The organism is Colwellia sp. SU-HH00943, from assembly GCF_057546125.1.
This window is the reverse complement of sequence record NZ_BAAJLW010000006.1, coordinates 186,439-212,604: the sequence shown is the minus strand read 5'-3', so window position 1 is coordinate 212,604 and position 26,166 is coordinate 186,439. Positions and strand designations below refer to the sequence as shown.

Sequence of the window (26,166 nt, the reverse complement as noted above, 5' to 3'; positions counted from 1 at the left end):
CTTTGTCAAAGGATCAAGCTTTATTTTATAACTTTTATTTGTTCGAATATTAATTGAACTAAATGTTGCTATATCCAACAATAAAGCGTTATAAATGTTTAAATTGCATGTTTTTTACACTTATTGTTGCACAATGATAAAAGGTGGGTAACATAGAATTGTAAAGCTTGTTTTTACATTTTGTTCTTATAAATAAATATTAAAATAATAATTAGGTATCCATTATGAAGTCTCCGAACACCTCTACGATTGTTATAGCAGCAATTTTTGCTGTTATTGCTTTTTTTGTTTTTAGTAGCATAACTGCTTCACCAGTCATTGTTGCTGCTTTTGTTTTTATTAGTGCAATTGTCAGCTCATTAACGGGAAATTCTAGCAATACAAATCAAGAAGACACTCCTTCTAAAAGCGCTAATAGTGATGTTAAAACACTCTATGTGGGCAACTTACCCTACAGAGCCAATGAAGCGGCAGTCAAAGAGTTATTTTCTGAATACGGTCATGTGCAATCAGTTCGCTTAATGAAAGATAAACATACCGGAAAACGACGTGGTTTTGGTTTTGTTGAAATGGCTGCAAACGATGTTAACAAAACCATCGATGCATTAAATGATAGTGAATTTCAGCAACGCACGTTAAAAGTGAGAGAAGCAAAAGAGCGTCCAGAAAGAACCGGTAACGAAAACAGCTAAATTTCTTCTTAATTATTTTCTAAACCTATTATAGTAGAGATACGATAATAGGTTTTTTTATGTCTTCGATTTTATAAAGAATAAAATAAACCTAGACAAGCGCATTCGCAAAGGTAAAATTCGCGCTCTTTACGTTTCATAACATTCAAGGTTTAGTCATGTTTAGTCATATTCACCCCGATAACTACGACGATCAATTATCGACAAAAGAACAAGATATGACGGAATTATTTTCTTGTTTTAACATGCCTGCCGCCGAGGTATTCCCTTCTGCTAAATTGAACTATCGCTTAAGAGCTGAGTTTAGGGTTTGGCATCAAGAAGATGACCTTTATTATATTATGTTTGATAGCGCCACTAAGAAAAAATTTCGAGTGGATACATTCCCCGTTGCAAGCAAGCTTATAAACCAAGCAATGACCTCCTTATTAGAGGCGATTAAAGATAAACCTATTCTTCGCTACAAGCTTTTTCAAGTTGATTTTTTATCGACCTTAAGCGGTGAATTACTAATAAGTTTGTTGTATCACAAACCTTTGGAAGAAAACTGGGAAACGGCAGCCCTTTTGCTGAAAGAACAGCTAAGTGCTATTGCGCCTGTAGATATAATTGGCAGAGCCAAGAAGCAAAAGGTTATTGTCAATAAAGACTATGTGATGGAGTCATTGAAGGTAGGAAATAAGCAGTTTGTTTACCAACAAGTTGAAAATAGTTTCACCCAGCCAAATGGTGGTGTTAACCAACAGATGCTACTTTGGGCGCAACAAGCAACGCTCAATGCCCAAGGGGATTTAATTGAACTTTATTGTGGCAATGGCAATTTCAGTATTGCACTAGCTGAAAACTTCGATCGCGTATTAGGCACAGAAATTTCTAAAACTTCCGTTAAGTCAGCACAAGTTAATATTGCAGCTAATCATATTACTAATATTGATATAGTTCGAATGTCGAGTGAAGAGTTTAGCCAAGCGATGAATGGTGAGCGACAGTTTCGCCGTTTAGAAGGTTTTGATTTAACCAGCTACAACTATGATACTGTTTTGGTTGATCCACCTAGGGCTGGTTTAGATATGGATAGTGTCGCTTTAGTCAGTCGCTTTAATAAAATTATCTATATCTCATGTAACCCACATACGCTTAAAGATAATTTAACCGAGTTAAGCAAAACGCACACTATTGAAAAATTTGCCTTGTTTGATCAATTTCCTTATACCGACCATATTGAAACAGGCGTGATACTTACGCGTAAATAAAATTGATTAGCTATAGCACTACTTTTGATTAGAGTTTTTCGCCGCTTTACGTCGTTCGCTAAGTTCTGCAGCACCACGAGCTATAAAACGTAATTGTTGAATTGTTCGCTTAGCTAATTGGTTACGCTCATTTTTATTATCTATATCTAATGCATCAGAGCCAGCACTAAAGACAATAGTGACTGCTGCATTAGCTTGCATATAGGCCACTTCTGCATCTAAATTATTCGCTTGTAATAAATAATCACAAAGCTCCATGGTAAAATAGCGAATTTCTCGTATAACTGCCGATCTAAATGCTGCAGATGTACCTGAACGTTCACGTAATAATAAACGAAAAATATTACCGTTACTTTCAATGAATTCCATAAAGGTTTCTACAGAGATTTGAATAACTGAACCACCCTTAGCAATACGCTGCCTTGCTTGACGCATCAATTGTCTTAAGGTTAAGCCTGCTTCATCCACTAAGGTTAAACCTAACTCATCCATATCGGTAAAGTGACGGTAAAACGACGTTGGTGCTAAGCCAGCTTCTTTGGCTACTTCCCGAAGGCTTAAACTAGAAAAGCTACGCTCAGCGCTTAATTGATTTAATGCCGCATCAATTAATAGTCGGCGAGTTTTTTCTTTTTGTTGCGCTCTAACACCACTCATGAGTTTTGACCTATTTTAAACAACTCAACATATCATACTGTAATTGCTGATTAATGTCAGGGAGGACATTGATAACAAGAAAAATATTATTGAATTTTCTTGACTGGTCAGATGTTCTAGCTAAACTATACAATTAGTGTACACGTGTAAGCTTAAATGTGCTGACTCATTAAACTCAGAGATCTAAAATGAAAAAACCTCCAATTTTGTGGCTCAACGTTATTGTTTTTATAGGCACCTTTTTAGTGGCTATGATTGGCGTACCTTATCGCGCAATAACGACAGGTTTCGATAGTAGTGAAATATTATTTGCTTTAATATGTTTTATTTTTTGTGGCATGTCGATTACCGCTGGATATCACCGCTTATGGTCTCATAAAACATACCAAGCCCATTGGAGCTTACGTTTAATTTTCGCTTTAGGCGGAGCATTCGCTCTACAAAATAGTATTTTACACTGGTCATCTGATCATCGAATTCATCACAAGCACGTTGACAATAATGATGTTGATCCTTATTCAGCTAAAATGGGGTTTTGGTATTCTCATATCGGCTGGATGTGTCGTGAATATCAAGCACACAGATACCATGACTACAAAAATGTCAGAGATTTACAAAAAGATGCCATCGTAATGTGGCAACATAAGCATTACTTACTGTTATGTATCATAATGAATTTTGGTGTACCTATCGCTTTTGGTTTATGGCATGGCGATCTAATAAACAGCCTTTTATTGGTAGGCTTCTTCCGTTTAGTTATGAGCCACCATACCACCTTTTTTATCAATTCTGTGGCACACATTTGGGGCAAGCAAACCTATACAGACAAGAATACAGCGCGGGATAATGGCTTTCTCGCTTTTCTAACTTTTGGCGAGGGTTACCATAATTATCACCATATTTTTGAGAATGATTATCGAAATGGTATTCGCTGGTGGCAATTTGACCCTACTAAATGGTTAATCAAAAGCTGCCAATGGCTTGGCTTAACTTCAAAGTTACGTACCAGTCCAGAAGATAAGATTGAAAAAATGCGCCTTGCTATGGTGTTAAAACGCAGCAAAGATAAAGCCATTTCTTTACCTAATGCTGAGCAAGCATTACAACAATTACAGCAAGAATATGACTTACTAATCAATAAGCTAAATGACTATTATCAAATACGTAAAACCTTATTGCTAGAAAAGAAGCAGCAAGTAATGGCTGATGTAGAAAAGTCTGAATTGATGCTTCAATACCAAGATCTAAAGACAAAACTTGTTGAACAACGTAAAAGCTGGCAATTGTTAACTGAAAAACTTGCCTAAAAATCAATGAAATATGATAAGTTATATTACCATTCTCCTCAAATCCTGCTAAAATTTTTCCATTAGTAGATATTTGAGGCGATACCTTTGAGCAAACCTAAAAAACAAAACACAGAAACCTTCGACTTTGATGTCATTATTTTAGGCACTGGCCCTGGTGGTGAGGGTGCCTCGATGGAACTTGCCAAGAAAGATCAAAAGATAGCCATTATCGAACGCTATAAAGATGTTGGTGGTGGCTGTACTCACTGGGGCACAATACCTTCAAAGGCATTACGCCAAAGTGTAAGCCGCTTAATTGAATATAATTCCAATCCGCTATTTCGCGGTCATGACAAAGCCAAACACCTAACTTGTTCAGATATTCTCAGTCATGCTTCTTCAGTTATACGTAAACAGGTTCAATTACGTAGTGGATTTTATGATAGAAATCGCGTTGAACTAATCACAGGAGAAGCCTCTTTTATTGATGCCAATACAGTTCAAATTCTTAAAAATGATGGCTCTATTGAGAAACTTACCGCGAAAAAAATTGTGATTGCAACTGGTTCACGCCCATACCGCCCAGACGATATTAATTTTAATCATCCACGAGTTTACGACTCAGATACTATACTCTCTCTCGTCCATGAGCCACGTTCAATTATTATTTATGGTGCTGGTGTTATCGGTAGTGAATATGCCTGTATTTTTAGAGGCTTAGGTGTCAAAGTAGACTTGATTAACACCCGTGATCGACTGTTATCATTTCTTGATGACGAAGTGTCTGATTCTTTAAGCTATCACTTATGGAATAATGGCGTTGTGATTAGACATGGCGAACAAATTGAGCGTGTTGAGACCAGTGAGGAAGCTGTTACTGTACATTTAGAGTCAGGGAAAAAAATGCGTGCCGATTGTTTGCTTTTTGCTAATGGTCGTACAGGTAATACTGCTGATTTGAATCTAGCCAACGCTGGGTTAGAAGCTGATGGCCGTGGTCAACTTAAGGTCAATAATCACTACCAGACACAAGTAGATAATATTTATGCTGTTGGTGATGTTATTGGCTACCCAAGTTTAGCGAGTGCAGCTTACGATCAAGGGCGACTTGCCGCTTCGGCCATGATTGATCATAAGAGTAGCGCTAAGTTAATTGCTGATATTCCTACTGGCATATATACCATTCCAGAAATCAGCTCCGTAGGGAAAACTGAACAAGAATTAACAGAAGCTAAAATTCCTTACGAAGTAGGTAGAGCACAATTTAAGCACTTAGCAAGAGCACAAATTGCTAATAGTATGGTAGGTTCATTAAAAATTCTTTTCCACAGAGAAAGTAAAGAAATTTTAGGTATTCACTGCTTTGGGGAAAATGCCGCAGAAATTATTCACATTGGTCAAGCAATTATGCAGCAAACCAATGGTGGCAATACTATTGAATACTTTATTAACACTACTTTTAATTACCCTACAATGGCAGAAGCATTTAGGGTTGCCGCGTTAAATGGTTTGAATAGGTTATTTTAGATTACGATATTGTATTACATAGGTAGTTATAACTATGAATAAAGCTAGCCTTATAGGAATACTATTAAGCATTACTTTTACGAGTAATGCTTTTGCTTTAAATAGTTACAGTATTTATTTAGTTAGACATGCTGAAAAACAAAAAACTGTGGACGACCCTGGCTTAACAGCATGCGGCAAAGCTCGCGCAAAGCAGTTAGCCGAAATACTCTCACATGCGGATATTAATCAAATTTACAGTACTAGTTATCAACGTACTAGACAAACAGCCACACCGTTAGCTGTTCAGCAACATGTTGCGATTCAGAATTACCACCCCAAATATTTAGAGCAGTTTTCGTTACAGTTACAACAGCGAAAACAAAATACATTAGTGGTGGGCCATAGTAATACAACCCCTCGACTTGTAGAGCTTTTATCAAAACAAAAAGTTACCCCACTAAGTGAGCAAGATTACCAGGACTTATATCAAATACAGTTTGTTGGTGAGCAAATCGTACTGACGCAATTCAAACAGCCATTACTATGCCAGTAAATCGTATGCTTATAGATGCAACTAATAACTTTTACCTGAATGTTGCTTACTGCCTAATTTAATCAATTCCACTGCTGATAACTGATAAAGAGTGCCCCATTGTTTGATCGTTACCATATCTTTAGCAGGTTGACCTTTTATTTTTAACAGAGTATTCGGTACTCGATACTCTTTAGCTAAATTCAAAGGTAATAACTTATCCCCGCTCTCAGTGACTAAGCCATAAAACCCACCTTCAAAATCCAAATAAACCACTTTTACTTGTTGCCATTGTACTTTGTCTTTCATCTGTTCAGCTCTCTGATGAGCACATGAGCTGCTTATAAACAGCACGCAAACAAGCATCGAAATGGTCATTTTATTGAAAATAGTATTTATCATTGAGTTCCTCATTGGCTAAGTCGCCGTAGTTTCCTTGCGTGTTATATGCTCCTTTATCTATATCACTTAAGCATCATGGACAAAAAAGGTCGTAATAAATTAATATCACGACCTTGCTTGTAGTGCAAATTAACCTGATTGAAACACTAACTTTGCATATAATTTTCTGGCATAGGCAATGCGGCAACACCTGAATCAATAGCAGCTTGCGCAACAGCTTTTGCAACTACCGAACATAAACGTGGGTCCATTGGTTTAGGAATAATATATTCTTTGCCAAAGCTTAAACGCTCATCACCACTCGCCACTAGTACCTCACTAGGTACTTCTTCTTTAGCAAGAGTACGAATTGCATGCACTGCTGCTACTTTCATTTCATCATTAATAGTACGCGCTCTAACATCTAATGCGCCTCTAAAGATAAATGGAAAACATAACACGTTATTTACTTGGTTAGGGTAGTCAGAACGACCAGTAGCCATAATAACATCGTCACGAACTGACAATGCCAATTCAGGTTTAATTTCGGGATCAGGGTTTGAGCAGGCAAAAATAACTGGTTTTTCAGCCATAGATTTTACTTGTTCTGCTGAAAGTAGGTTTGGCCCTGAAACACCAATAAAAACATCAGCATCTGCTATTGCATCATCTAAAGTGCGCTTATCGGTATTATTTGCAAAAAGTTTCTTATATTCATTTAGATCATCACGACGTGTGTGAACTATACCTTTAGAGTCAAGCATATAGATTTTTTCACGTTGGGCGCCACATTTAATCAATAATTCCATACAAGCAATCGCAGCAGCACCAGCACCTAAACAAACAATATTGGCTTGTTTAATGTCTTTGCCTTGAATATCTAATGCATTCATTAGGCCGGCGGCTGTAACAATAGCAGTACCATGTTGATCATCGTGAAATACAGGAATTTTACAACGTTCAATGAGCGCTTTTTCAATGGCAAAACACTCGGGGGCTTTTATATCTTCAAGGTTAATCCCACCAAAACTATCAGCGATATTGGCCACTGTATTGACAAAGTCTTCAACCGTTTTGTGTTTTACTTCTATATCAAAAGAGTCGATATTTGCGAAACGTTTGAATAATAAAGCCTTACCCTCCATTACCGGCTTTGAAGCCATAGGTCCTAAATTACCTAAACCTAAGATTGCCGTACCATTACTAATTACCGCCACGGTATTACCCTTAGCGGTATATTTGTAGACATCGTCAGGATTATTTGCAATCTCTCGACATGGCTCTGCGACACCTGGGCTATAAGCCAGAGATAAGTCTTCACTGGTTTCTGCTGCAGTGGTTAATGAAACACATATTTTTCCTGGTGTTGGTTGAGCATGGTAATCAAGTGCTTGTTGACGAAAATCTGTCATAGTTACTTCCTAAGGAGCTAATTGGGCTATATTAATATAAGAAATATTCAATATAGAGGCTATCTATGGCGCGTAGTGTATTGCATTGTATATCTGCATTTCAAGCCTGTTTGACTATATTAAATCGCTGTAAGCTATATTAAACATAAACTTTTAAATAAACTAAATCACATTATTTCGGTAAATATTCATTATTAATGCATAGAAAACTGTATGAAATAGCTAACTTATTAGTAAATTTATCTCTGAATTAACTAAACACCATTATTGCAACAAAAGTATCAATATGAATTTAAGCAAAAAACACTCTTGTCTTATTACATTACAATTACCAACAAAAAACCGCTTCAGTGAGCGGCTTTTTCGCTTTTCTAAATTTAAACTATGAGGAAATTAAAAATTTATTCGATTGTTCAGTAACAAATCTCTCATAAGACCTCGACGATAAAGCACCTTCATAACTAGTAATTGTAACTTGCTTCCTTCGATGTGTTTGCAATAGTGGTTATAGAGTTTTAGTTGATGTTTTATTACTCTTCTAATTGCTCTTTCACAAGATTAATGAAGTCTGAATTTTTCAATGGTTTAGACCAATAATACCCTTGTCCGTATTCACATTTTTGTTCATTTAACAAATTAGCGGCTGCTTTATCCTCCACACCTTCTGCAACATTATTAATACCTAAACTTCTACTCATATTTATAATTGCTTTGACGATAAGTAAATCGTGATCTGAGCGATGAATATTTCTGACAAGTGACTGGTCTATTTTTAATGTGGTCACATTAAATTTACTTAAATAGCCTAAATTAGAATAGCCTGAGCCAAAGTCATCAATAGCAAAAGTAATCCCCTTAGCATGTAACTGATTAATTTGATTTTGAATTTGGGATACATCATCAATAATCATTGATTCAGTAATCTCTAATTCTAGATAATGCGGTGAAATATCACTTGTATATAATGCCTTGGTTACAATTTGAGGCAAATTTCCTTTCCTAAAATCAACAGGAGACAAGTTTATTGCCACATTCAAATGCTTCAAGCCTTGAGAGTGCCATTGTTTGCAAGCTTTACAGGCTTCATTTATTATCCATTTGCTAATATCAACAATGATTCCTGACTCTTCAGCAATAGGAATAAACACATCTGGAGGAACCATTCCACGCTTAGGGCAGTTCCAGCGAATTAATGCTTCAGCGCCTGTTATTTGATCAGTGATTAAATTCACTTTAGGTTGATAGTAGAGTTCCAATTCATTATTAGCTATCGCTAGCTTCAAGGATTGAATAAGTTGATATTTACTCTCCTCTGTCGAGGTCATATTTTCATCATAATAATAAAATGCGTTTATATTCTTGCTGCCCACTTGGTGTAGCGCTAAATGAGATTTTTTACGTAATACCTCTAAATTCTCGCCATCAAATGGCGCGATTGAAATACCGATAGAAATAAATAACTCTATTTCGTAATCATGAATGTAAAAAGGTAAGCTGGCGGCTTGAAATATTTGTTCTTTGAAAGCATCAATTTCTTCGTGACTGCTTGATAACTTTAACAAGATAAACTCAACACCTTGAAAACAGTAAACATATTCACTTCCTTTTTTAAGCGAAAGTAATCGCTCAGAAAACTGCACTAATAACTCATCACCTACGTCATGACCAAATGAATTATTAATACTTCTTAAATTATGCAAATCAAGGGTCATGAAAGATAATGTTTTGCCTGAAGCCACTAAATCACTTAATTGAGTTTGTATTTCCTTTCTACAAATTCTTTCATTCGGTAATTTCGTTAATGTATCGTAATTAACTAATTTTGATGTTTTATCCAATCGGCTTCTTAACGTTTTATATTGCTTATTAAGGTTTCTAAAAGAGGACTTTATTTGATGAATAAAAATAAAAGTGATCACTGAAAATAAACAAAGAAGAATAGCAATATTTACTCCTCTGCTTTGTATATCTTGTTTGGAGAGTTCAACTAACTCAATCAATTGAACATTATGCGCATATATGAAGAAAATCAACACAACTTGCATGTAAAAGATTAAAGGCAGCGAAAGTGATTTTGATCCCAACGTTAACGCTAATAATATAATACAAGGAAAGGCTACTAACGACGTACTAAAGAGACCATTATTTTGCCAAGCGGTATAAGTCGCTAACGTAACTAGAGTCCATAAAAAAACGCCTATGACTATATTTACAGTATCCGTATTTGACCAATAAAAAAGAAACAATATAACGAAGAAACTAGCTATTAATGCCATTTCTACTTCATCAAACGAAGATAATAATAGTTCGCTTATGAGTAAAATTGATAAACCAAACAAAGCAAAAATAAGCGATAACTTCAACTGCTTAATGGCAGTTAATTTTTCATTGCCTCGCGTATTAGCATTTATAAGCATTAGTTTTTATCCTTATGCTTAACCAAGTCTTGATATAGGCTAAAAAAGTTAGCCTGATCTGTTTGGAGCTTTTCTTTAGACCAATACATCGCTTTGTCTGCACTTTCTATTAGGGCTTTAATGTTGATTTGATCATCAGGAAAAAACACACCGCCCATAGAGGCACCAACACTTAAACTAATGTTTTTCGAGGATAGATACAAAGGAGTTTCTATATGCTCTTTTATTTTAACTGTCATTTCCTCTAGTTCATCCAAAGGCAAATTAGGTAACACGATAATAAACTCGTCACCTCCCCAACGTGATAATATATCTCTATGCCTTAAGCCTTTTATTAATTGACTAGCTACGTGAATCAGTATTTCATCACCTGCTTCGTGGCCATGAATGTCATTTATTGGTTTAAATTTGTTTAAATCTAATAATATTAACGCAAATGGTGTTTTTGTCTTAATCAATGACTTAATTTGTTGCTCAGCACCTCGACGGTTTAACAACTGTGTTAATTGATCTGTACTAGCTTTTTTATCTAATTTGTCTAATTGAAGTTTACGCTTAGAGATATCATGAAGTGTTATTTGGTAATGTTCTTTGTAATCTTCTGTGATTGAAGAGGTTATTATCGCTTGCACCCAAATTGCCTCTTCAGTAGCTTTATTGATGAGCTCAAATTCACCTGAAGCTATCTCTTCATTTCCAAATGCGATGTCCACCGCATTGTTAAGCTGATGTTGTTCTATAAATAGCTCTTTTAAATAAGGGCCGTAACTCTTTTTAAGGGGAAGATTAATTCTCTTCAATAGAGATTCAAACGCCTCATTATAAAGAAGTATATTTCCTCTTGGCTCAATCAAAATTATTGATGACGTTGATTTTTCAAACAAAGTACGAAAATGTTTACTCAGACGTTCAACTTCATCTCTTAGGTTGCGTTCTTGTTCTAATTGCGACTCTGTTTTATCCAGTAATAAATTAATATCGACAACTAGCGAGCCTATTTCACTTTTACTATGTTGCATTGGAATATCAAGTCGCTCACTCGTTCCTGGCACAATTTTATGTAACCGCTTTGCAATACTTAAAATAGGTTGAGTGATGACGACATAAGCAACCATGATAATAATTATTGTTACAATAGAAGCTTGAATGTATATAGCCAAGCTGTTATCAAAACTTATCTCTTGAGCCCGCTTTTGTATTTGCAGTAAATCGGGAGTAATGGCTAAGGAACCAACAGAACGCTCTGCTTCAAAAGGGGAAAACAATTGGAATTCAACGGTATCTGTTGTTTTATTGTATAACTTAGAAGTAATGTTTAACGTTTCGGTTTTTATTTCTACACCTTCAACAATATCATTAGAAACTAAACCATTAACTACTTCTATAACTAACTCCTCATCCTCGAGGTAAGTAGCAATTGATGCTGTAGAAGAAACAGTAGCATGCAGTTGTCCTATTTTGTCTTTACTAAGCGATAATTCATTTAAATAGGTTATACGATAAAAAACCTGTGTCGCTAAAAAACCGACTATAGATGCGGCAAAAATAACAATGATTGCAAGTCGGATGACAAGGCCATTTTTATTCATTTAATTGATATACCACTTTAAGGTTTTCATTCAACATTGATTTCGGGATATAACCAATAGCGTCTTTTGTTTTCACTATATAATTTAGAACACTTTCTTTTGAATTTTGTTCTATTGGAGGTTTAGCTCGGCCCGTAAATCGAATCCTTGACCAATACGCATTTACACTCGCTAAAGAGCGCCCTAATAATCTTTGATAAAAAACCTTCTTAGTTTCATGTTCACTCGTTAAATCAACGGCAACGGCTTTACTGCCATCAGGAAAAGCAACGTATTTTCCCATAAAAAGATCAATAACTTGGGATCGCGTCATTTTTTCAACGGGGTTATCACTATTAACAACCACAACTAACTCATCTTCGGAAAAAGCAGGCATACTTATGAAGATTAGTATGAGTAAAAAGATTAAATTACAATAAATCCTCATAAGTTAAAACTCACACTAAGCATAAAAACATTAACTGAATCTGCAGATAAATCACCCGTTTTATTAAGCCAGAGCGCTCCACCAGTATCCTCAATATGCGTATTATTCCACTGCAATGAAGAGGAAAGATTATCCATAATATCCCAACGCCAACCAATTGAAGTAGTTTTCTGATTAGAAGCGTAAAAATTAAACATGCTTTCGGTAGCGTAAATTAATTCTGGTATTAATTGTGTTTGTACACCTGGCTCATCAAAAGTGTAGATGTCAGAGTCAGTAAAGGCATATACAGCATAAAAAGTATGATTATCTAATTGATAAGCTAGCCCTCCATAGCCACTAAAAACGTCTGGAATGGTTTCAGTAGCATGTGGTTTTATCAATGATAACTCCCCTGTAAAAAGAAAGTTTCCTAGATAAGCCTGACCACTTATTGATGAATAATTGACCTTTTCTCCCTTTAGCCTAAGACTATCGCTAAATGCTTCAGCATCAGGCCAAATAAAAGGAGGCATTTGTCCAATGACGTTAATAAGCTCTAAGCTTCTTTCTTCCTCATTGGCAATTTCTTGTTGGGTATGTTGAACCTGTATACTCCAATCAATAGAAGAGTAATTAATAGAAAGACCATAAATATTCTTAATTTCAATAGAAGATACTGTATCAATAGAAGCCAAAACAGAGTCACTTCTACCAGCAAAAAACTTTGTTCTTAATGTAGTATCACCAAAATGCTTAATATAAGCTACATCCCCGCCATCGATATATCTAAAAGGGATCAACCCATAAACTTCATTAGGGGGGATAGCCCATGTGTAAGCGATCCCTACATCTCTATATTCTGTGATTAAAAATACATCGGGTGCGGTTCTTCCAACTCGAAATTGCCAATTTGCAGAAGGGGAATACCTTAAAAAGCTTAATGCAATAAAGTTTTCAAATGTTGATTCAGATAAGTCTCTTATAACCGCTTGACCCACAAAATCAATATCTTCACTAATTGATGCGTCTAATTGAAGACCTAGTAAAGAATGGTTTAAAAAATCAATATCACCTGAATATACACCTTTATCATATCCAATATCTTTACGATAACCATAGTTATCAGAGTCAGATAGAACAACACCGATAGTGCCAAATGCACTAAGCTGAATACCCTCTTCAGCATAGACATTAATGCAATATAGAAATAAAAACCCAGTAAATAATCTCAATAACATCAGAGCAACTTTTTCAATTGTAGACTTATTTAAAAATAGATTGTTTAACACGGTTTTTCAAGTTGTTAGCAAATGAGTAAATTGATTAAGGTTTGTAGTTCTACTAAAGGATGAGCTAGTTTAAGTGTCGCTTTAAAAGCGTTATTATTCTGCAACTATTTATAGTGCAAAAAAAAGCCGCTTAGTAGCGGCTTATATTTTATTTCATAGTAAATATGTCTCTATGAAACCAGTTGAAATTTATCCGATTGTTCAACAACAAACTTCTCATGGAATTTTGATGACAAAACTCCTTTGCGTCGAGCGAGTGCAACTTGCAATTTTTTAGCTGCACTGGCAATAGCCGCGTATAGTTTCTTATCTGATGCTTTCACACTTATATTCGTTCCTTCGTAATTTGTGGTAACTTCAACTTTTTGCTGGTTTGGCTCAACGGTTATTGTAGAGCTAAGTGCCACAACACTAGGATAATGTTTAGAAATTTTTGAGAATTTATTTTCAATTGATTGCTTAATACCCTCAGTTATTTCTACATGATGACCAGAAATAAGAATTTTCATATACACCTCTATTGTTATTTAATAAACATTCTCTTCACCTTTATATTGGTATTTAACCACAAAACTAACAAGCAACTTTATGCAATGTTTTGCAATCAAGTGTAACGAGGCATTTTCTTGTTATCAGCTCTAGAAATGCAAAAACCAACCCTAAGGTTGGTTTTTGAATCATGCAACTATTATTTCCTAAACGAATATTGACTAAACGAAAGGGTTCACTTTAATAATAGTTTCATTACGATCAGGGCCAGTTGAAATAATGTCAACCGGTACACCTGTTACTTCTTCAATGCGTTTAATGTAAGCAAGTGCATTAGCTGGTAATGAATCAACAGAAGTAGCACCCACGGTACTCTCACTCCAACCAGGCATTGATTCATAAACCGGGGTAATTTTTTCATACCCTTCAGCAGCCGTTGGTGGCACAGTAATAATGTCACCCGACTCAGTTTTATAACCCGTACAAATTTTCAAAGTCTCTAAACCATCTAAAACATCAAGCTTAGTTAAACAAAAACCTGTAATACTATTCACTTGAATAGCTCTATGCATGGCAACAGCGTCAAACCAGCCACAACGACGTTCACGACCAGTTGTAGCACCAAACTCGTGACCTACCGTACCTAAATGATTGCCTATGTCATCATTTAGCTCTGTAGGGAATGGACCTGAGCCAACACGAGTAGTATAAGCCTTAGTAATCCCTAGAATGTAATCTAAATGTCGAGGGCCAACACCACAACCAGTAGCAACACCACCCGCTGTTGTATTTGAAGATGTAACGTAAGGGTAAGTACCGTGATCAATATCAAGTAGGGTACCTTGTGCACCTTCAAACATAATTGAATCACCATTTTTACGAGCTTGATCCAATATTTCTGAAATGTCGGCAGTCATATTTTTAATAATATCAGCCACAGCTAATGCATCAGCAAGCACTTCTTCATAGTTAACAGGCTCAGCCTTGTAGTAATTAACTAATGCAAAGTTGTGATATTCGACAATCTCTTTCAGTTTTGCAGCAAATGATTCTGTACAAAACAGATCACCAACGCGTAAGCCACGACGTGCAACTTTATCTTCATAGGCTGGACCAATACCGCGACCTGTAGTACCGATAGCTTTTGAGCCACGAGCTAACTCACGTGCAGCATCTAAAGCGGTATGATAAGGAAGAATTAAAGGACATGCATCACTGATAAGTAAGCGTTCACGAACTGGAACACCTTTAGCCTCAAGCATGGTAATTTCTGCCATTAGCGCTTTCGGACATAAAACAACACCATTACCGATAAGGCATTTAACATTATCTCGTAACACGCCTGAAGGAATTAAATGAAGTACGGTTTTTTCACCGTCAATCACTAATGTATGGCCTGCATTGTGTCCACCTTGATAGCGAACTACAAACTTTGCTTTGTCGGTAAGTAAGTCAACGATCTTACCTTTACCTTCGTCACCCCATTGGGTTCCTAGAACAACTACGTTTTTGCCCATGTTTACTGTTTCGTAAAAAAATTAGGCGGGGATTCTACCAAATATCCAAAGTGAGTCCAAGTGTTATGTGGTGTTTTTTTACGCTAATAAATACTCTGTTTACTTGAGAAGTGTGTGTTGATCTTTTTACCAAACTAACAAAGCAATACCTAACAACAACATAACCATGCCCATGGTGCGTAAATTATCCAATGGCTCATTAGAAAGACGTCGTAAATAGCTTTGCCATCTATTAGGAAACAATGCAGGGCCCAGCCCTTCAATCAAAAGCACAATTGCTAACGCCGTTAGTATAGTATCTGTCATTTTCTCACCTACGCTCACCCCATCTTAGTTATAAAAAAGCCAGCATCACTGCTGGCTTTTAATAAATACACGGCTAACTATAATGTTTACTTCTTATTTTTTGTATTATCTTTCAAGTATTGGAAGAAGTCGCTATCTGGTTTAATTACCATGATATCATTCTTACTATTAAAGCTTTTCTCATAAGCTTCTAAACTACGATAAAAGCTATAAAATTCAGCATCTTTCTCATAGGCATCAGCATATACTTTAGCAGCAATTGCATCACCTTCACCGCGAACTTCATAGGCATTTTTCTGAGCTTCCGCTAACATAACCGTTACTTTCGCATCAATCGTTGCACGAATTATTTCAGCTTGCTCTTGACCCTGAGATCTATGCTCTTTAGCAACAGCTGTACGCTCTGCGCGCATACGATCATAAATCGAGTTACTTACTTCCGTTGGTAAATTAATCGCTTTAATACGTACATCTACCACTTCAATTCCTAAATCTTCTCGGCTACTCTCAGCACTCTCTAGCGCTTTTTGCATAATAGCATCGCGATCACCCGAAACAATTTCTTTAATAGTTCTATTACCAAATTCAGTACGAAGACCATTATTTACTTTTTGTTTAAGTAGCGCACGAGCGTTATCAACCGAGCCTGAAGTACGTAGATAATAGGTTGAGAAATCAACAATACGCCATTTTACAAACGAGTCTACCATTAAATCTTTTTTCTCGGCCGTAACAAAACGATCTGGCGCTTCATCTAACGTTTGAATTCGAGCATCTAGTTTACGCACCGATTCAATAAACGGAATTTTAAAATGAAGGCCAGGTTCAAACACCATCATTTGATCTGTGGCTGAATCACGTTTTATTTTCGAGAATTGAAAAACAATACCACGTTGTCCTTCATAAATGATAAACACTGATGAAACAACAAGCACAAACAATAAGGCTAAAATAGCAATGGAAAAATTTTTCATGACTTAGTTTCTCCCACTATTGAATCTGTCAGTACGACCTGAAGAGCTTGTTGGTGACGAATTTATCGTTGGCTTTTGAGTCGCTGGTGAATAATCTTGCGTTGTTGTACGGCTATTTGTAGATTGTTGTTGAATAATCTTATCTAAAGGTAAATACATCATGTTATTACCGCCATCAACATCAACCATCACTTTACTGGTATTACTATATAGCTTTTCCATAGTTGCAATATATAAACGTTGACGAGTTACCTTAGGTGCCGCTTGATATTCAGGTAAAAGTTTCTCAAAGCGAGCAACTTCACCTTCTGCATCTAAAATGGTTTGTTCTTTATAAGCAATAGCTTCTTGCTCCATACGTTTCACACGACCACGAGCACGTGGTTCAATGCCTCTTGCGTAAGCTTCCGCTTCACGTAAAAAACGAATTTCATCCTCTTGGGCAGCAATTGCATCATCAAATGCGTCTTTTACTTCATTCGGTGGACGAGCATCTTTAAAGTTAACATCAACAATGATTAAACCTAAGTTGTACGGTTCAATGATCTTTTCTAACTCTTGCCATACTGATTGACGTATTTGTTCCCGACCACTGGTTAAAATGTCATCCATTTTAGCGTGGCCAACAACATATCGTAATGCACTATCTAGTGACTCACTTAAACTCTCATCAGCATTGGTAACACTAAACACATAGTTTCGCGCATTCACAACACGATATTGAATTTGCATATCAACCCGAACCACATTCTCATCTTGTGTCAACATGAAACCTGAAGCAGGTAAGTCACGCGTACTTTGCATATCTACAGGAATGATACGGTCGAGAAAAGTCCACTTCCAGCGTAAACCCGGCTCAACTGTGCCCGAGTATTGACCGAAACGAAGTACAATACCTTGTTCCGCTTCCTTAATGGTATAAAAACCGCTAAAAGCATAAACCACAATAGCAATGATCAATACTAAGCTAACGCCAATGCTCGAAAAGCTTTTTCCTGATGATGAACCACCAGATGAATTGCCTCCGCTTTTGCCACCGAAAATTCCGCCGACTTTTTTACCTAAATCATTAAGTAATTCATCTAAATCTGGTGGGCCTTGGTTTTTGCCACCTTTATTTTTCCAGGGGTCTTTATCATTATTCCCCGGTTCATTCCAAGCCATGCTGTTCTCCGCTAGGTTTTTATTTGATAGTCGTATCTTAAAAATTGCTCTTAGTTTAAGCTAAAACTATTGCTTTTATAAGACTCTATATAAGGTTAAACACATTAATTTACAATATATTGTTCAATTTCATTAGCATCGTGTTTGATTAATCTATGCCATTCTCTTTTCGGTAATTTTATATCAAGGTAGCAATGGCCCAGCTCATCATATTCTTCACTGTTAATACAGTTTAGTTTATATAAACTAGCACGTAGCTTACCAGCGCTTGGGGGGATATTAAGTGTATACATCACAATTTGATTATCTAATCGCTCAGATAATGCCTCAAAAAGTAACTCAATGCCCAAATTAGCTTGCGCTGATAACCATACTCTAATGGGCACACCTTGTTCATCTCGATCTATGCGAGGCTCAACTTCATCAAGGTTGTCAATTTTATTACAAATAAGCAATTGCGGTACTTCATCCGCCTCTATCTCTTTAAGTACGTATTCAACTTGTTCAATATTTTCACTACGCCTGTCATCGGAAATATCAACCACATGTAACAGTAATTCAGCTTCTCGGGTTTCTGTTAGGGTTGCTTTAAACGCTGCGACTAAATCATGAGGAAGGTGGCGAATAAATCCCACAGTATCCGCTAGTATAGCGCCACCTACCCCTTCAAGTTCAATTCTTCTTAAGGTTGGATCTAGTGTCGCAAAAAGCTGATCTGCAGCATATACCTCAGACTGAGTTAATAAATTAAATAACGTCGATTTTCCTGCATTGGTATAACCAACAAGGGATAATGTTGGTAATTCCGCACGCACTCTTGAACGTCGACCTTGCTGTCGTTGTCGTTCAACTTTTTCTAAGCGTTTACGGATATTAACCATTCGCTCACGTAATAAACGCCTATCCGTTTCAAGTTGAGTTTCACCTGGACCTCGTAGACCTATACCACCTTTTTGACGTTCAAGGTGAGTCCAACCTCTGATAAGTCGGCTACTAATATGGCGTAACTGAGCCAGTTCAACTTGTAACTTACCTTCATGGGTGCGAGCACGCTGAGCAAAAATATCGAGAATAAGTGTCGTTCTATCAATGACACGACACTCACACAAAGCTTCAATATTTTTTTCTTGAGAAGGTGAAAGGCTATGATTAAATAAAATCACATTAGCTTCGTATAACTTAACCGCTTCGGCTATTTCTTGAGCTTTTCCAGAGCCGACAAAAAACTTTGGATGCGGTGTACTGCGCTTGCCAGAAACAACCGTTAATTCATTAACTCCGGCAGAAGAAGCCAGCATTTTGAACTCGTTTAAATCTTCTCGAGTGGTTTCGTCTGGAAAATCAAGGTGAACAAGCACTGCTTGCTCACCTGCCTGATAACGATCAAACAACTGTGTTAAACCTTTATAATAGTTACTGTCGAAGCAAGTATCGACCTACAGCTAAAATGTAGGTTTTCACAAGAGGATGAAGCATGATCAGAAAAATTTAATATCACTACTCTTCAGCATCTGTTGAACTACTTGGAGCGGGTGTGGTATTCACAGCACGCGCAGGTACGACAGTAGAGATTGCATGCTTGTATACCATTTGACTAACAGTATTTTTAAGTAAAATCACAAATTGATCAAAAGACTCTACTTGCCCTTGAAGTTTAATACCGTTGACTAAATAAATTGCAACAGGAATGCGATCACGACGTAAAGCATTCAAAAATGGATCCTGTAAAGATTGTCCTTTTGCCATCATATGGCTCCTTTTTTTTATTATTAATAAAAAATAACTAACCAAACATTTGATTAGTGTATACGATAAAAACTATTCAGTGCTCAATCCTAAGCATCTAACCAACTAATTATACATCAATATTTTAATATTGTTTAATCATAACAAACATTAATTCTATTTATAGCTTGCTTATTGGCATTTGCCAACTAATGCGAGAATTTGTGATAAATTAGTTTCATCCTCTGTTGTTAACCAATGAAGGTTTTTCCAGTTTCTCAGCCAAGTCAATTGTCGTTTTGCCAATTGCCTCGTAGCGCATACGCCACGAAATACCATTTCCTCATGATCACATTCACCATGAAGATATTGCCACATTTGACGGTAGCCCACACAGCGTATTGACGGAAGATCTTCATGTAAATCTCCACGCTCTTTGAGCTTCACAACTTCTTGCTCAAAACCTTGCGCTATCATTTGCTGGTAGCGTAAAGCAATCCTATCATGGAGTGTGCTACGTTCTTGTGGGGTGATTGCAAATTGTAAAACATCACCTTCGAGCTTATCACCTTTAATTTGTGTTAATTGTGACAAAGTGTTTCCTGTTAAACGAAAAACTTCTAATGCCCGAGTAATTCGCTGAGGATCATTAGGGTGAATTCGCTGCGCAGCTTCCACATCATGTTGTGCAAGTTGCTCATGCATTGCTTGCCAACCGTTTTTTTCCGCTTCAGCTTCAATCTGTGCCCGTACTTCTGCATTTGCTGCAGGTAATGGAGAAATTCCTTCAATTAAACTCTTAAAATACATCATAGTGCCACCAACCAATAAAGGAATACGGTTATTCGCTCTAATGCTGGCAATTTCAGCTAAGGCATCTTTACAAAAATCTGCTGCCGAGTAACTTTGCGTAGCGTCTCTTAAGTTGATTAACCGATGTGGATATTTCGCCAACTCCTGTTTTGATGGCTTGGCTGTGCCAATATCCATATCTTGATAAATTAATGCGGAATCAACGCTAACAATGTCGCAAGGTAACGCGTCATGCAAAGCCATAGCTAAGGCAGTTTTTCCTGATGCTGTAGGCCCCATCAAACAAATAACAGGCGGTTGCTTTATTTGCGCATTTTTTGACACTGAATGCCCCAATTAACTTAATTATGTCGTCAGAGAAGTTAACTCTAACTGCTTAATTTGAGATGTAAGGTCAAGTGCAGGACATTTCAAGAGGAAAGACTGAATAAATTCTTTGCCAAGGTGCTTCTGAGCTTCTAACCACAAGGTTTGAGCTTGCTGTTCAGTATAATGATTACCCGCAAGAACTTGGGCAATAAACAAGATAACACTATCATCATCAATATTTTGTTTATCATTATTAGTTAATTTCAAAAGTCCATCAATAATACTATTGAAACTACTACTGACGTCACGTTCTCTTAATAATGCAGGATACTGCCTTATTTGAAGTTGTTGTTTGCTTTGTAATTCAACAACAATGCCTGCTCGTTGAAGCAGCTCATTTTGCGCTTTTATCAGCTGTATTTGCTGTTCGTTAAGTGTTAATCGTAAAGGAAGTAAAAGCGGCTGACTTACTAAGCCCAAATTCCCTTGCTGCCAATTTTGCACTACCTTCTCTTTGTTTACTGCAACCGCTAACAACTGTAATGACATTAAACACAAGCTATTATCTCGTTTAAAAACACCATACTTCCCTTGCTCTATAGCAAGAAAGAAATTATTTGTTATTAATAGCTGAGTTTCATCTAGGCTATTTTTAGGCTGCTCCCTTGTATCATCATCCTCAGCCAGTGGTGTCATCAACTTTTGGTAATTGCTAGCTGCATCCGCACCTGGATATGATTTACTTGCTTGGTTAGCAAAACCTAAATTCGAGTAGCTTTGATTAGTTGAAAAAGTTGCCTCTTTCACGGGTTGCAATGGTTTAATGTAATCTGAGCGCTCATATAAAGCGGTGTTTTCACTTACCCTTGATTCATCAGCACTGCTATTTGATTGCGGTAAATAAGGCTGCTCCTCATTATTTTCCATTAGGGCTTGATGACAAACCGAGTAAATAAAATCATGGACATATCGACCTTGATGAAAACGCACTTCATGCTTTGCAGGATGCACGTTCACATCGACTTCTCGATAATCAAGGGTTAAAAACAGTACAAAGGCTGGGTAAGTATCAGGTGGAAGTAGCTCAGCATAAGCTTGACGAATAGCGTGGTTAATTAACTTATCACGCATCATGCGACCATTAACGTAACTATAGCAAAGATCATTTTGATTACGGGCGTAACTTGGTTTAGCAAGCCAACCCGAAAAGTGCATGTCATCATGTTGACAATCAACTTCAATGGCATTTTCAATAAATTTTTGACCACAAACCATAGCCACACGTTTAGCATTTTGCGCCTGCGTATTCGCAGCTCGATATTGACGGATCATTTTACCGTTATGCGTTAAGCTAAAACTGATGTCAAAACGCGCTAAAGCAATACGACGGATAACTTCATCGATATGGTTAAACTCTGTTTTCTCAGTACGTAAAAATTTTCGTCTAGCAGGGGTATTGAAAAACAAATCTAGCACTTCAATGGTTGTACCGTCAGGATGAGCTGCTGGTTTTATAGCGACGGCCATATCACGGCCTTCCGCATAAGCTTGCCATGCGGTACTTTGTTCTTTTGGCTTTGAAGTTAATGTTAATCGAGCGACAGAGCTTATACTTGCTAGGGCTTCCCCTCGAAACCCTAAGCTATTTATCGCTTCTAAATCACTCAAGTCTTTAATTTTGCTGGTCGCATGACGACTTAAGGCAAGGGTTAATTCATCTTTGATGATGCCACAACCATTATCGCTGATTCTTATTTTTTTTACGCCGCCTTTATCAACATCAATATGAATCGACGTTGCACCAGCATCAATCGCATTTTCTACTAGTTCTTTGATAACCGAGGCAGGTCTTTCTACCACTTCGCCAGCTGCTATTTGGTTAGCTAAACGCGCAGGCAGGATTGCTATTGTCATAGTTTCTCTTATTTACCTTCGTTGATATTAGCTATTGTTTTAGCCAGCACGAGGAATTTTTAAGGTTTGACCAATCCGTAATTGATCGGATTTTAATTTATTCACTGATTTTATTTTTGCGATTGAGGTTTTATAACGTTGCGCTAACACTGATAACGACTCACCACTACGTACTTTATGACTCTTCATTGTTGTTGCAGCGAGTAGTGTCCCTTTTGGAGTATGCTCGGTAAAATAACTATCTACGGCTTTAAAAATGGCATTAGCCAGTTTTTGTTGATGCTTTCTGCTATTGAGGTTTTTCTCTTCTGTCGGATTAGACATAAACCCCGTTTCAATAAGCACAGAAGGTATATCAGATGACTTTAAAACAGCTAAGCTTAAACCCTCTGGTTTCTTCTTATGTAGCTTAGTAACTTTTTTGAGCTGGCTTATAGCATGTAAAGCAAACTCATAACTACTCGACATAGTGTGCTCTTTTTTCATGTCTGCTAATGTAAAGGCTAAGTTTTTGTCTTTCGTTTTTTTAATGGTTTCTCCAGCGCCACCCAGTAATTCTGATTCATCTTGTCTATTGGCAATCCAACGTGTAAATTCAGAGTGGGCTCGACTAGAAGACTGCACAATAACTGAAGCACCATAAGGTTTGGGAGAGAAAAATGCATCGGCATGTATAGAGATCAGTAAATCAGCTTTCTTTTCACGTGCTAGCTCAGTTTTACGATTATGCTGAACATAGTAGTCACCTGTTCTGATCATGGCTGCTTTAAAGCCTGTTTTCTGATCGATCAATTTGGCTAATTTTTTGGCTATCGCTAAGGTAACACGCTTCTCATACGTACCTTTAGCCCCGATAGAGCCAGGATCTTCACCGCCGTGACCTGCAACAATGGCGATAATAATATCTCGTTTACCATTAGGCTCTGTTTTTTTAATCGGAGTAACTTTTTTATTTTTATCATATAAATCAACCACTAACCTATCACCATATTGGCCTGCAGGTGCCAAAGGGAATACAGTTAGTTGATACGACTCTTCAAGCTCTAATACCAGTCGTGTGCTTGTTTTGTTTTTCGCTTTACTGGTGCGAATAAGCTTAATGCGTGGATCTTTTTTAGCAAGGGCATTGAGTGCAACTTTATTTTTAGTATCACTAAAATCTATCACTAAGCGGTTAGGTTTAGCTAAACTGAAATATTTATAATCTGGCTTATGGTTAAGATCAAAAACTATTCGGGTGTTTTCTGGTGCTGGCCATACACGAATACTGTCGATACTATTGCTTGCTTTCGCGGCAACACTAGTTTTTACCGTCACTGACGCTACCGCTATAAATAGCCATAACAAACAGGTAAAAAACAATGACAACAACCGCATAACTAACCTTCACCACTCTCTAAGTTATCTTTACATTTGCGTATATAAGATCGAAAACTGCTTTAAAACAGCCTCTCCACGCGGCGAACAAGAGGTTAAATTAATACTTCTTTGCTCACCTTGATAAACTATATTAATAATTATATCGGCATTAGCCAAGAGGCCTTTGCCTTTTTCTGGCCATTCGATGAAACAACAGCAATGATCGGCGAAATAATCCCGAATACCCATAAACTCTAATTCTTCCGGATCGGCTAATCGATATAAGTCAAAATGATAAACCTGCCAAGGGGGCAGCTCATAGGGTTCAACGAGGGTATATGTCGGGCTTTTTACATTACCTTCATGCCCCATACCACGCACAAATCCACGGGTTAATGTAGTTTTTCCGGCACCAAGGTCACCATGTAAATAAACCACCAAAGCTTGATTTGACGCTTGCTGTTGTTCTTGCCATTGCAAGACCTTAGCTAAGCAATCGCCCACAGCCACGGTTTCTGCTTCATTGGCTAATAAGTAGTTTAACTCTTTCATGTATACTCTATTTATATCAAAATTGATTGGTCAATTGCTGTAAAGGCCTAAATAAATCACTGGCTAATAGACCGCGCTGACCATTTTCATCAGCAATAATATCACCCGCGGCGCCATGAATATAGACAGCCAAGCAAGCGGCAGCAAAATAATCTTGAGTTTGTAACATGAAGGCTGCAACAATACCGGATAGAACATCCCCCATACCACCGGAAGCCATACCAGCATTCCCCGTTGAATTAATCATAACTTGCTCTCCATCACTGATTAAAGAACCTGCACCTTTTAATATGCAAATCCCGCCATATTTTTTAGCAATGGCTTTGACAGCGCTAAAGCGATCTTCTTCAACCGCTTGTACAGAACAGTCTAATAGTCTTGATGCTTCTTTTGGGTGTGGAGTTAATACCCAATGTTTATAGAAATGAGGCTGATTTGCTAACAAGGTTAAGGCATCGGCATCAACAATGATGGGTTTTTGGTTACCCGCCACTTTGGTTTGTAACATGACTAAATTAAACAGATCTTCAGACCAAGTGCGTTGTCCTAACCCAGGGCCAATTAACAACACTTTTGCATTTGATATCACAGGTGAATTGATTAATGTCTCACTGTTACTCGCCGCAATCATTAATTCAGGTCGACCATTAAAAACCAATGGTTGATTTTCTGGATGGCAGCACACAGAAACCAATGGCGCACCACAACGTAGTGCTGCTTCACTGGCTAATCGTATTGCGCCGGGAAAACCAAGGTAACCACCAATCGTGAGTAGTTGACCAAAAGTACCTTTATGACTAGCTGGCAGACGTTTTTTCAGGGGTGAGTTAATATCTAGCAATAATTGGTTATCTTGATAAATATGCTTACTGGCAACTTGTTGACTAAAAGCGGCTCCCAAACCTAAATCGGCTAACATTAATTGACCAACAAAATTTGCAGCTTGGCCAGTGAGTAAACCTTGTTTATAGACAATAAAAGTCACCGTCACATCGGCAATCACAGCATTGTAGTCATTTACCCAGCCGCTACTCGCATTTAAACCTGAAGGGATATCAACACTTAACACTTGAGCAGTATTACCATTAACCGCACTGACCCAACTAGCTGCGTCTTCATCTAAATGACCATAAAAGCCAATACCAAATAAAGCATCAACAATGACATCCCCCTGAAAGCTTGCCAACGCTTGTGTTTGATTATTCGTAAATACCTCTTTTACGCCGGCAGTCATCATGGCTTTATAAGCCGTTTTCGCATCAGCCATAATATCGTTAGGAGAACACGTTAAGACAACGCTAACCTTAATGTCGGCTAAATGTGCTAAACGTGCAATAATAAAACCATCACCACCATTATTACCTTTCCCGCACAAAATCATGATGGAATCTATCTCTGGCCAGCTTAATTGCAGTTGCTTAAATACTGCTGCACCGGCACTTTCCATTAATTGATACATTGGAATATTTTGGCTTTTTGCAACTAAACCTTCATTCGTCAACACTTGCCGAGCATCATAAACCTGATGACTTTTATGTTTTGCAAAGGGTACTTGTGATAAGATCATGAACTATTACCTTTACTTTTTATTGATTACTTTTATTTAAGTTAACTA

Annotated in this window: 24 protein-coding genes; 5 read left to right on the top strand and 19 right to left on the bottom strand. The window is 37.2% G+C overall.

The features are described from left to right. The first annotated feature begins 224 nt into the window (after nt 1–224). Together AC27GZ_RS15950 and trmA are read left to right on the top strand one after the other, a co-directional pair. Nucleotides 225–692, top strand: coding sequence for an RNA recognition motif domain-containing protein (locus AC27GZ_RS15950; protein ID WP_487096359.1), 468 nt, complete (start codon nt 225–227; stop codon nt 690–692). A 158-nt stretch (nt 693–850) separates the two neighbouring features. After that, entirely contained in the window at nt 851–1,945 is a 1,095-nt protein-coding gene (trmA, locus tag AC27GZ_RS15945) for a tRNA (uridine(54)-C5)-methyltransferase TrmA (RefSeq protein ID WP_487096358.1), read from the top strand. 18 nt (nt 1,946–1,963) lie between these two features. Here trmA and fabR read toward each other — a convergent pair whose 3' ends face one another. Next, on the bottom strand, nt 1,964–2,602 hold the full coding sequence (fabR, locus tag AC27GZ_RS15940; protein ID WP_487096357.1) for an HTH-type transcriptional repressor FabR: 639 nt from the start codon (nt 2,600–2,602) through the stop codon (nt 1,964–1,966). Nucleotides 2,603–2,790: 188 nt separating this feature from the next. Between fabR and AC27GZ_RS15935 the strand changes: the two genes are divergently transcribed. The 3 genes from AC27GZ_RS15935 to AC27GZ_RS15925 all read left to right on the top strand — a co-directional run bounded on the left by AC27GZ_RS15935 (nt 2,791) and on the right by AC27GZ_RS15925 (nt 5,953). After that, on the top strand, nt 2,791–3,909 hold the full coding sequence (locus tag AC27GZ_RS15935; RefSeq protein ID WP_487096356.1) for an acyl-CoA desaturase: 1,119 nt from the start codon (nt 2,791–2,793) through the stop codon (nt 3,907–3,909). A gap of 87 nt (nt 3,910–3,996) precedes the next feature. Then, nucleotides 3,997–5,418 (top strand): Si-specific NAD(P)(+) transhydrogenase, encoded by a 1,422-nt coding sequence (sthA, locus tag AC27GZ_RS15930; protein WP_487096355.1) that lies wholly within the window; start codon nt 3,997–3,999, stop codon nt 5,416–5,418. 34 nt (nt 5,419–5,452) lie between these two features. Next, a complete protein-coding gene (locus AC27GZ_RS15925; RefSeq protein ID WP_487096354.1) occupies nt 5,453–5,953 on the top strand; it encodes a SixA phosphatase family protein in 501 nt (166 codons plus the stop codon). A 21-nt stretch (nt 5,954–5,974) separates the two neighbouring features. Here AC27GZ_RS15925 and AC27GZ_RS15920 read toward each other — a convergent pair whose 3' ends face one another. From AC27GZ_RS15920 to AC27GZ_RS15835, 18 genes are all read right to left on the bottom strand, one after another. Continuing rightward, nucleotides 5,975–6,241 carry a hypothetical protein gene (locus AC27GZ_RS15920; RefSeq protein ID WP_487096353.1) on the bottom strand — a complete coding sequence of 89 codons (267 nt, stop codon included), beginning with the start codon at nt 6,239–6,241 and terminating at the stop codon, nt 5,975–5,977. Nucleotides 6,242–6,480: 239 nt separating this feature from the next. Next, nucleotides 6,481–7,725, bottom strand: coding sequence for a malic enzyme-like NAD(P)-binding protein (locus AC27GZ_RS15915; RefSeq protein WP_487096352.1), 1,245 nt, complete (start codon nt 7,723–7,725; stop codon nt 6,481–6,483). A 530-nt stretch (nt 7,726–8,255) separates the two neighbouring features. Continuing rightward, nucleotides 8,256–10,142 carry a putative bifunctional diguanylate cyclase/phosphodiesterase gene (locus tag AC27GZ_RS15910; protein ID WP_487096351.1) on the bottom strand — a complete coding sequence of 629 codons (1,887 nt, stop codon included), beginning with the start codon at nt 10,140–10,142 and terminating at the stop codon, nt 8,256–8,258. Beyond that, a complete protein-coding gene (locus AC27GZ_RS15905; RefSeq protein WP_487096350.1) occupies nt 10,142–11,731 on the bottom strand; it encodes a GGDEF domain-containing protein in 1,590 nt (529 codons plus the stop codon). The genes AC27GZ_RS15910 and AC27GZ_RS15905 overlap by 1 nt, the downstream gene beginning before the upstream one ends. Further along, nucleotides 11,724–12,107 carry a type 2 periplasmic-binding domain-containing protein gene (locus AC27GZ_RS15900; RefSeq protein WP_487096349.1) on the bottom strand — a complete coding sequence of 128 codons (384 nt, stop codon included), beginning with the start codon at nt 12,105–12,107 and terminating at the stop codon, nt 11,724–11,726. Before AC27GZ_RS15900 ends, AC27GZ_RS15905 begins: the two co-directional genes overlap by 8 nt. A 47-nt stretch (nt 12,108–12,154) precedes the next feature. Next, nucleotides 12,155–13,378 carry a hypothetical protein gene (locus AC27GZ_RS15895; RefSeq protein WP_487096348.1) on the bottom strand — a complete coding sequence of 408 codons (1,224 nt, stop codon included), beginning with the start codon at nt 13,376–13,378 and terminating at the stop codon, nt 12,155–12,157. A 221-nt stretch (nt 13,379–13,599) separates the two neighbouring features. Further along, nucleotides 13,600–13,938 (bottom strand): ribosome hibernation-promoting factor, HPF/YfiA family, encoded by a 339-nt coding sequence (gene hpf / locus AC27GZ_RS15890; RefSeq protein WP_487096347.1) that lies wholly within the window; start codon nt 13,936–13,938, stop codon nt 13,600–13,602. 201 nt (nt 13,939–14,139) lie between these two features. Beyond that, nucleotides 14,140–15,435: an adenylosuccinate synthase gene (locus tag AC27GZ_RS15885; RefSeq protein WP_487096346.1), complete on the bottom strand. Its 1,296-nt coding sequence runs from the start codon at nt 15,433–15,435 to the stop codon at nt 14,140–14,142. Between the two features lie 126 nt (nt 15,436–15,561). Then, nucleotides 15,562–15,741: a DUF2065 domain-containing protein gene (locus AC27GZ_RS15880; protein ID WP_487096345.1), complete on the bottom strand. Its 180-nt coding sequence runs from the start codon at nt 15,739–15,741 to the stop codon at nt 15,562–15,564. Between the two features lie 86 nt (nt 15,742–15,827). Beyond that, a complete protein-coding gene (gene hflC, locus AC27GZ_RS15875; protein WP_487096344.1) occupies nt 15,828–16,715 on the bottom strand; it encodes a protease modulator HflC in 888 nt (295 codons plus the stop codon). A gap of 3 nt (nt 16,716–16,718) precedes the next feature. Continuing rightward, nucleotides 16,719–17,879 (bottom strand): FtsH protease activity modulator HflK, encoded by a 1,161-nt coding sequence (gene hflK, locus AC27GZ_RS15870; RefSeq protein WP_487096343.1) that lies wholly within the window; start codon nt 17,877–17,879, stop codon nt 16,719–16,721. Nucleotides 17,880–17,983: 104 nt separating this feature from the next. Then, nucleotides 17,984–19,270, bottom strand: a complete 1,287-nt coding sequence (hflX, locus tag AC27GZ_RS15865) for a ribosome rescue GTPase HflX (protein WP_487096342.1) — start codon at nt 19,268–19,270, stop codon at nt 17,984–17,986. 106 nt (nt 19,271–19,376) lie between these two features. Continuing rightward, nucleotides 19,377–19,625: an RNA chaperone Hfq gene (hfq, locus tag AC27GZ_RS15860; RefSeq protein ID WP_487096366.1), complete on the bottom strand. Its 249-nt coding sequence runs from the start codon at nt 19,623–19,625 to the stop codon at nt 19,377–19,379. 171 nt (nt 19,626–19,796) lie between these two features. After that, nucleotides 19,797–20,696, bottom strand: a complete 900-nt coding sequence (gene miaA, locus AC27GZ_RS15855) for a tRNA (adenosine(37)-N6)-dimethylallyltransferase MiaA (protein WP_487096365.1) — start codon at nt 20,694–20,696, stop codon at nt 19,797–19,799. 66 nt (nt 20,697–20,762) lie between these two features. Beyond that, nucleotides 20,763–22,640 carry a DNA mismatch repair endonuclease MutL gene (gene mutL / locus AC27GZ_RS15850; RefSeq protein ID WP_487096341.1) on the bottom strand — a complete coding sequence of 626 codons (1,878 nt, stop codon included), beginning with the start codon at nt 22,638–22,640 and terminating at the stop codon, nt 20,763–20,765. Nucleotides 22,641–22,679: 39 nt separating this feature from the next. Beyond that, on the bottom strand, nt 22,680–24,017 hold the full coding sequence (locus AC27GZ_RS15845; protein ID WP_487096340.1) for an N-acetylmuramoyl-L-alanine amidase: 1,338 nt from the start codon (nt 24,015–24,017) through the stop codon (nt 22,680–22,682). Nucleotides 24,018–24,047: 30 nt separating this feature from the next. Then, a complete protein-coding gene (tsaE, locus tag AC27GZ_RS15840) occupies nt 24,048–24,551 on the bottom strand; it encodes a tRNA (adenosine(37)-N6)-threonylcarbamoyltransferase complex ATPase subunit type 1 TsaE (RefSeq protein ID WP_487096339.1) in 504 nt (167 codons plus the stop codon). Between the two features lie 16 nt (nt 24,552–24,567). Then, a complete protein-coding gene (locus tag AC27GZ_RS15835) occupies nt 24,568–26,118 on the bottom strand; it encodes an NAD(P)H-hydrate dehydratase (protein ID WP_487096338.1) in 1,551 nt (516 codons plus the stop codon). Nucleotides 26,119–26,166 lie beyond the last annotated feature (48 nt).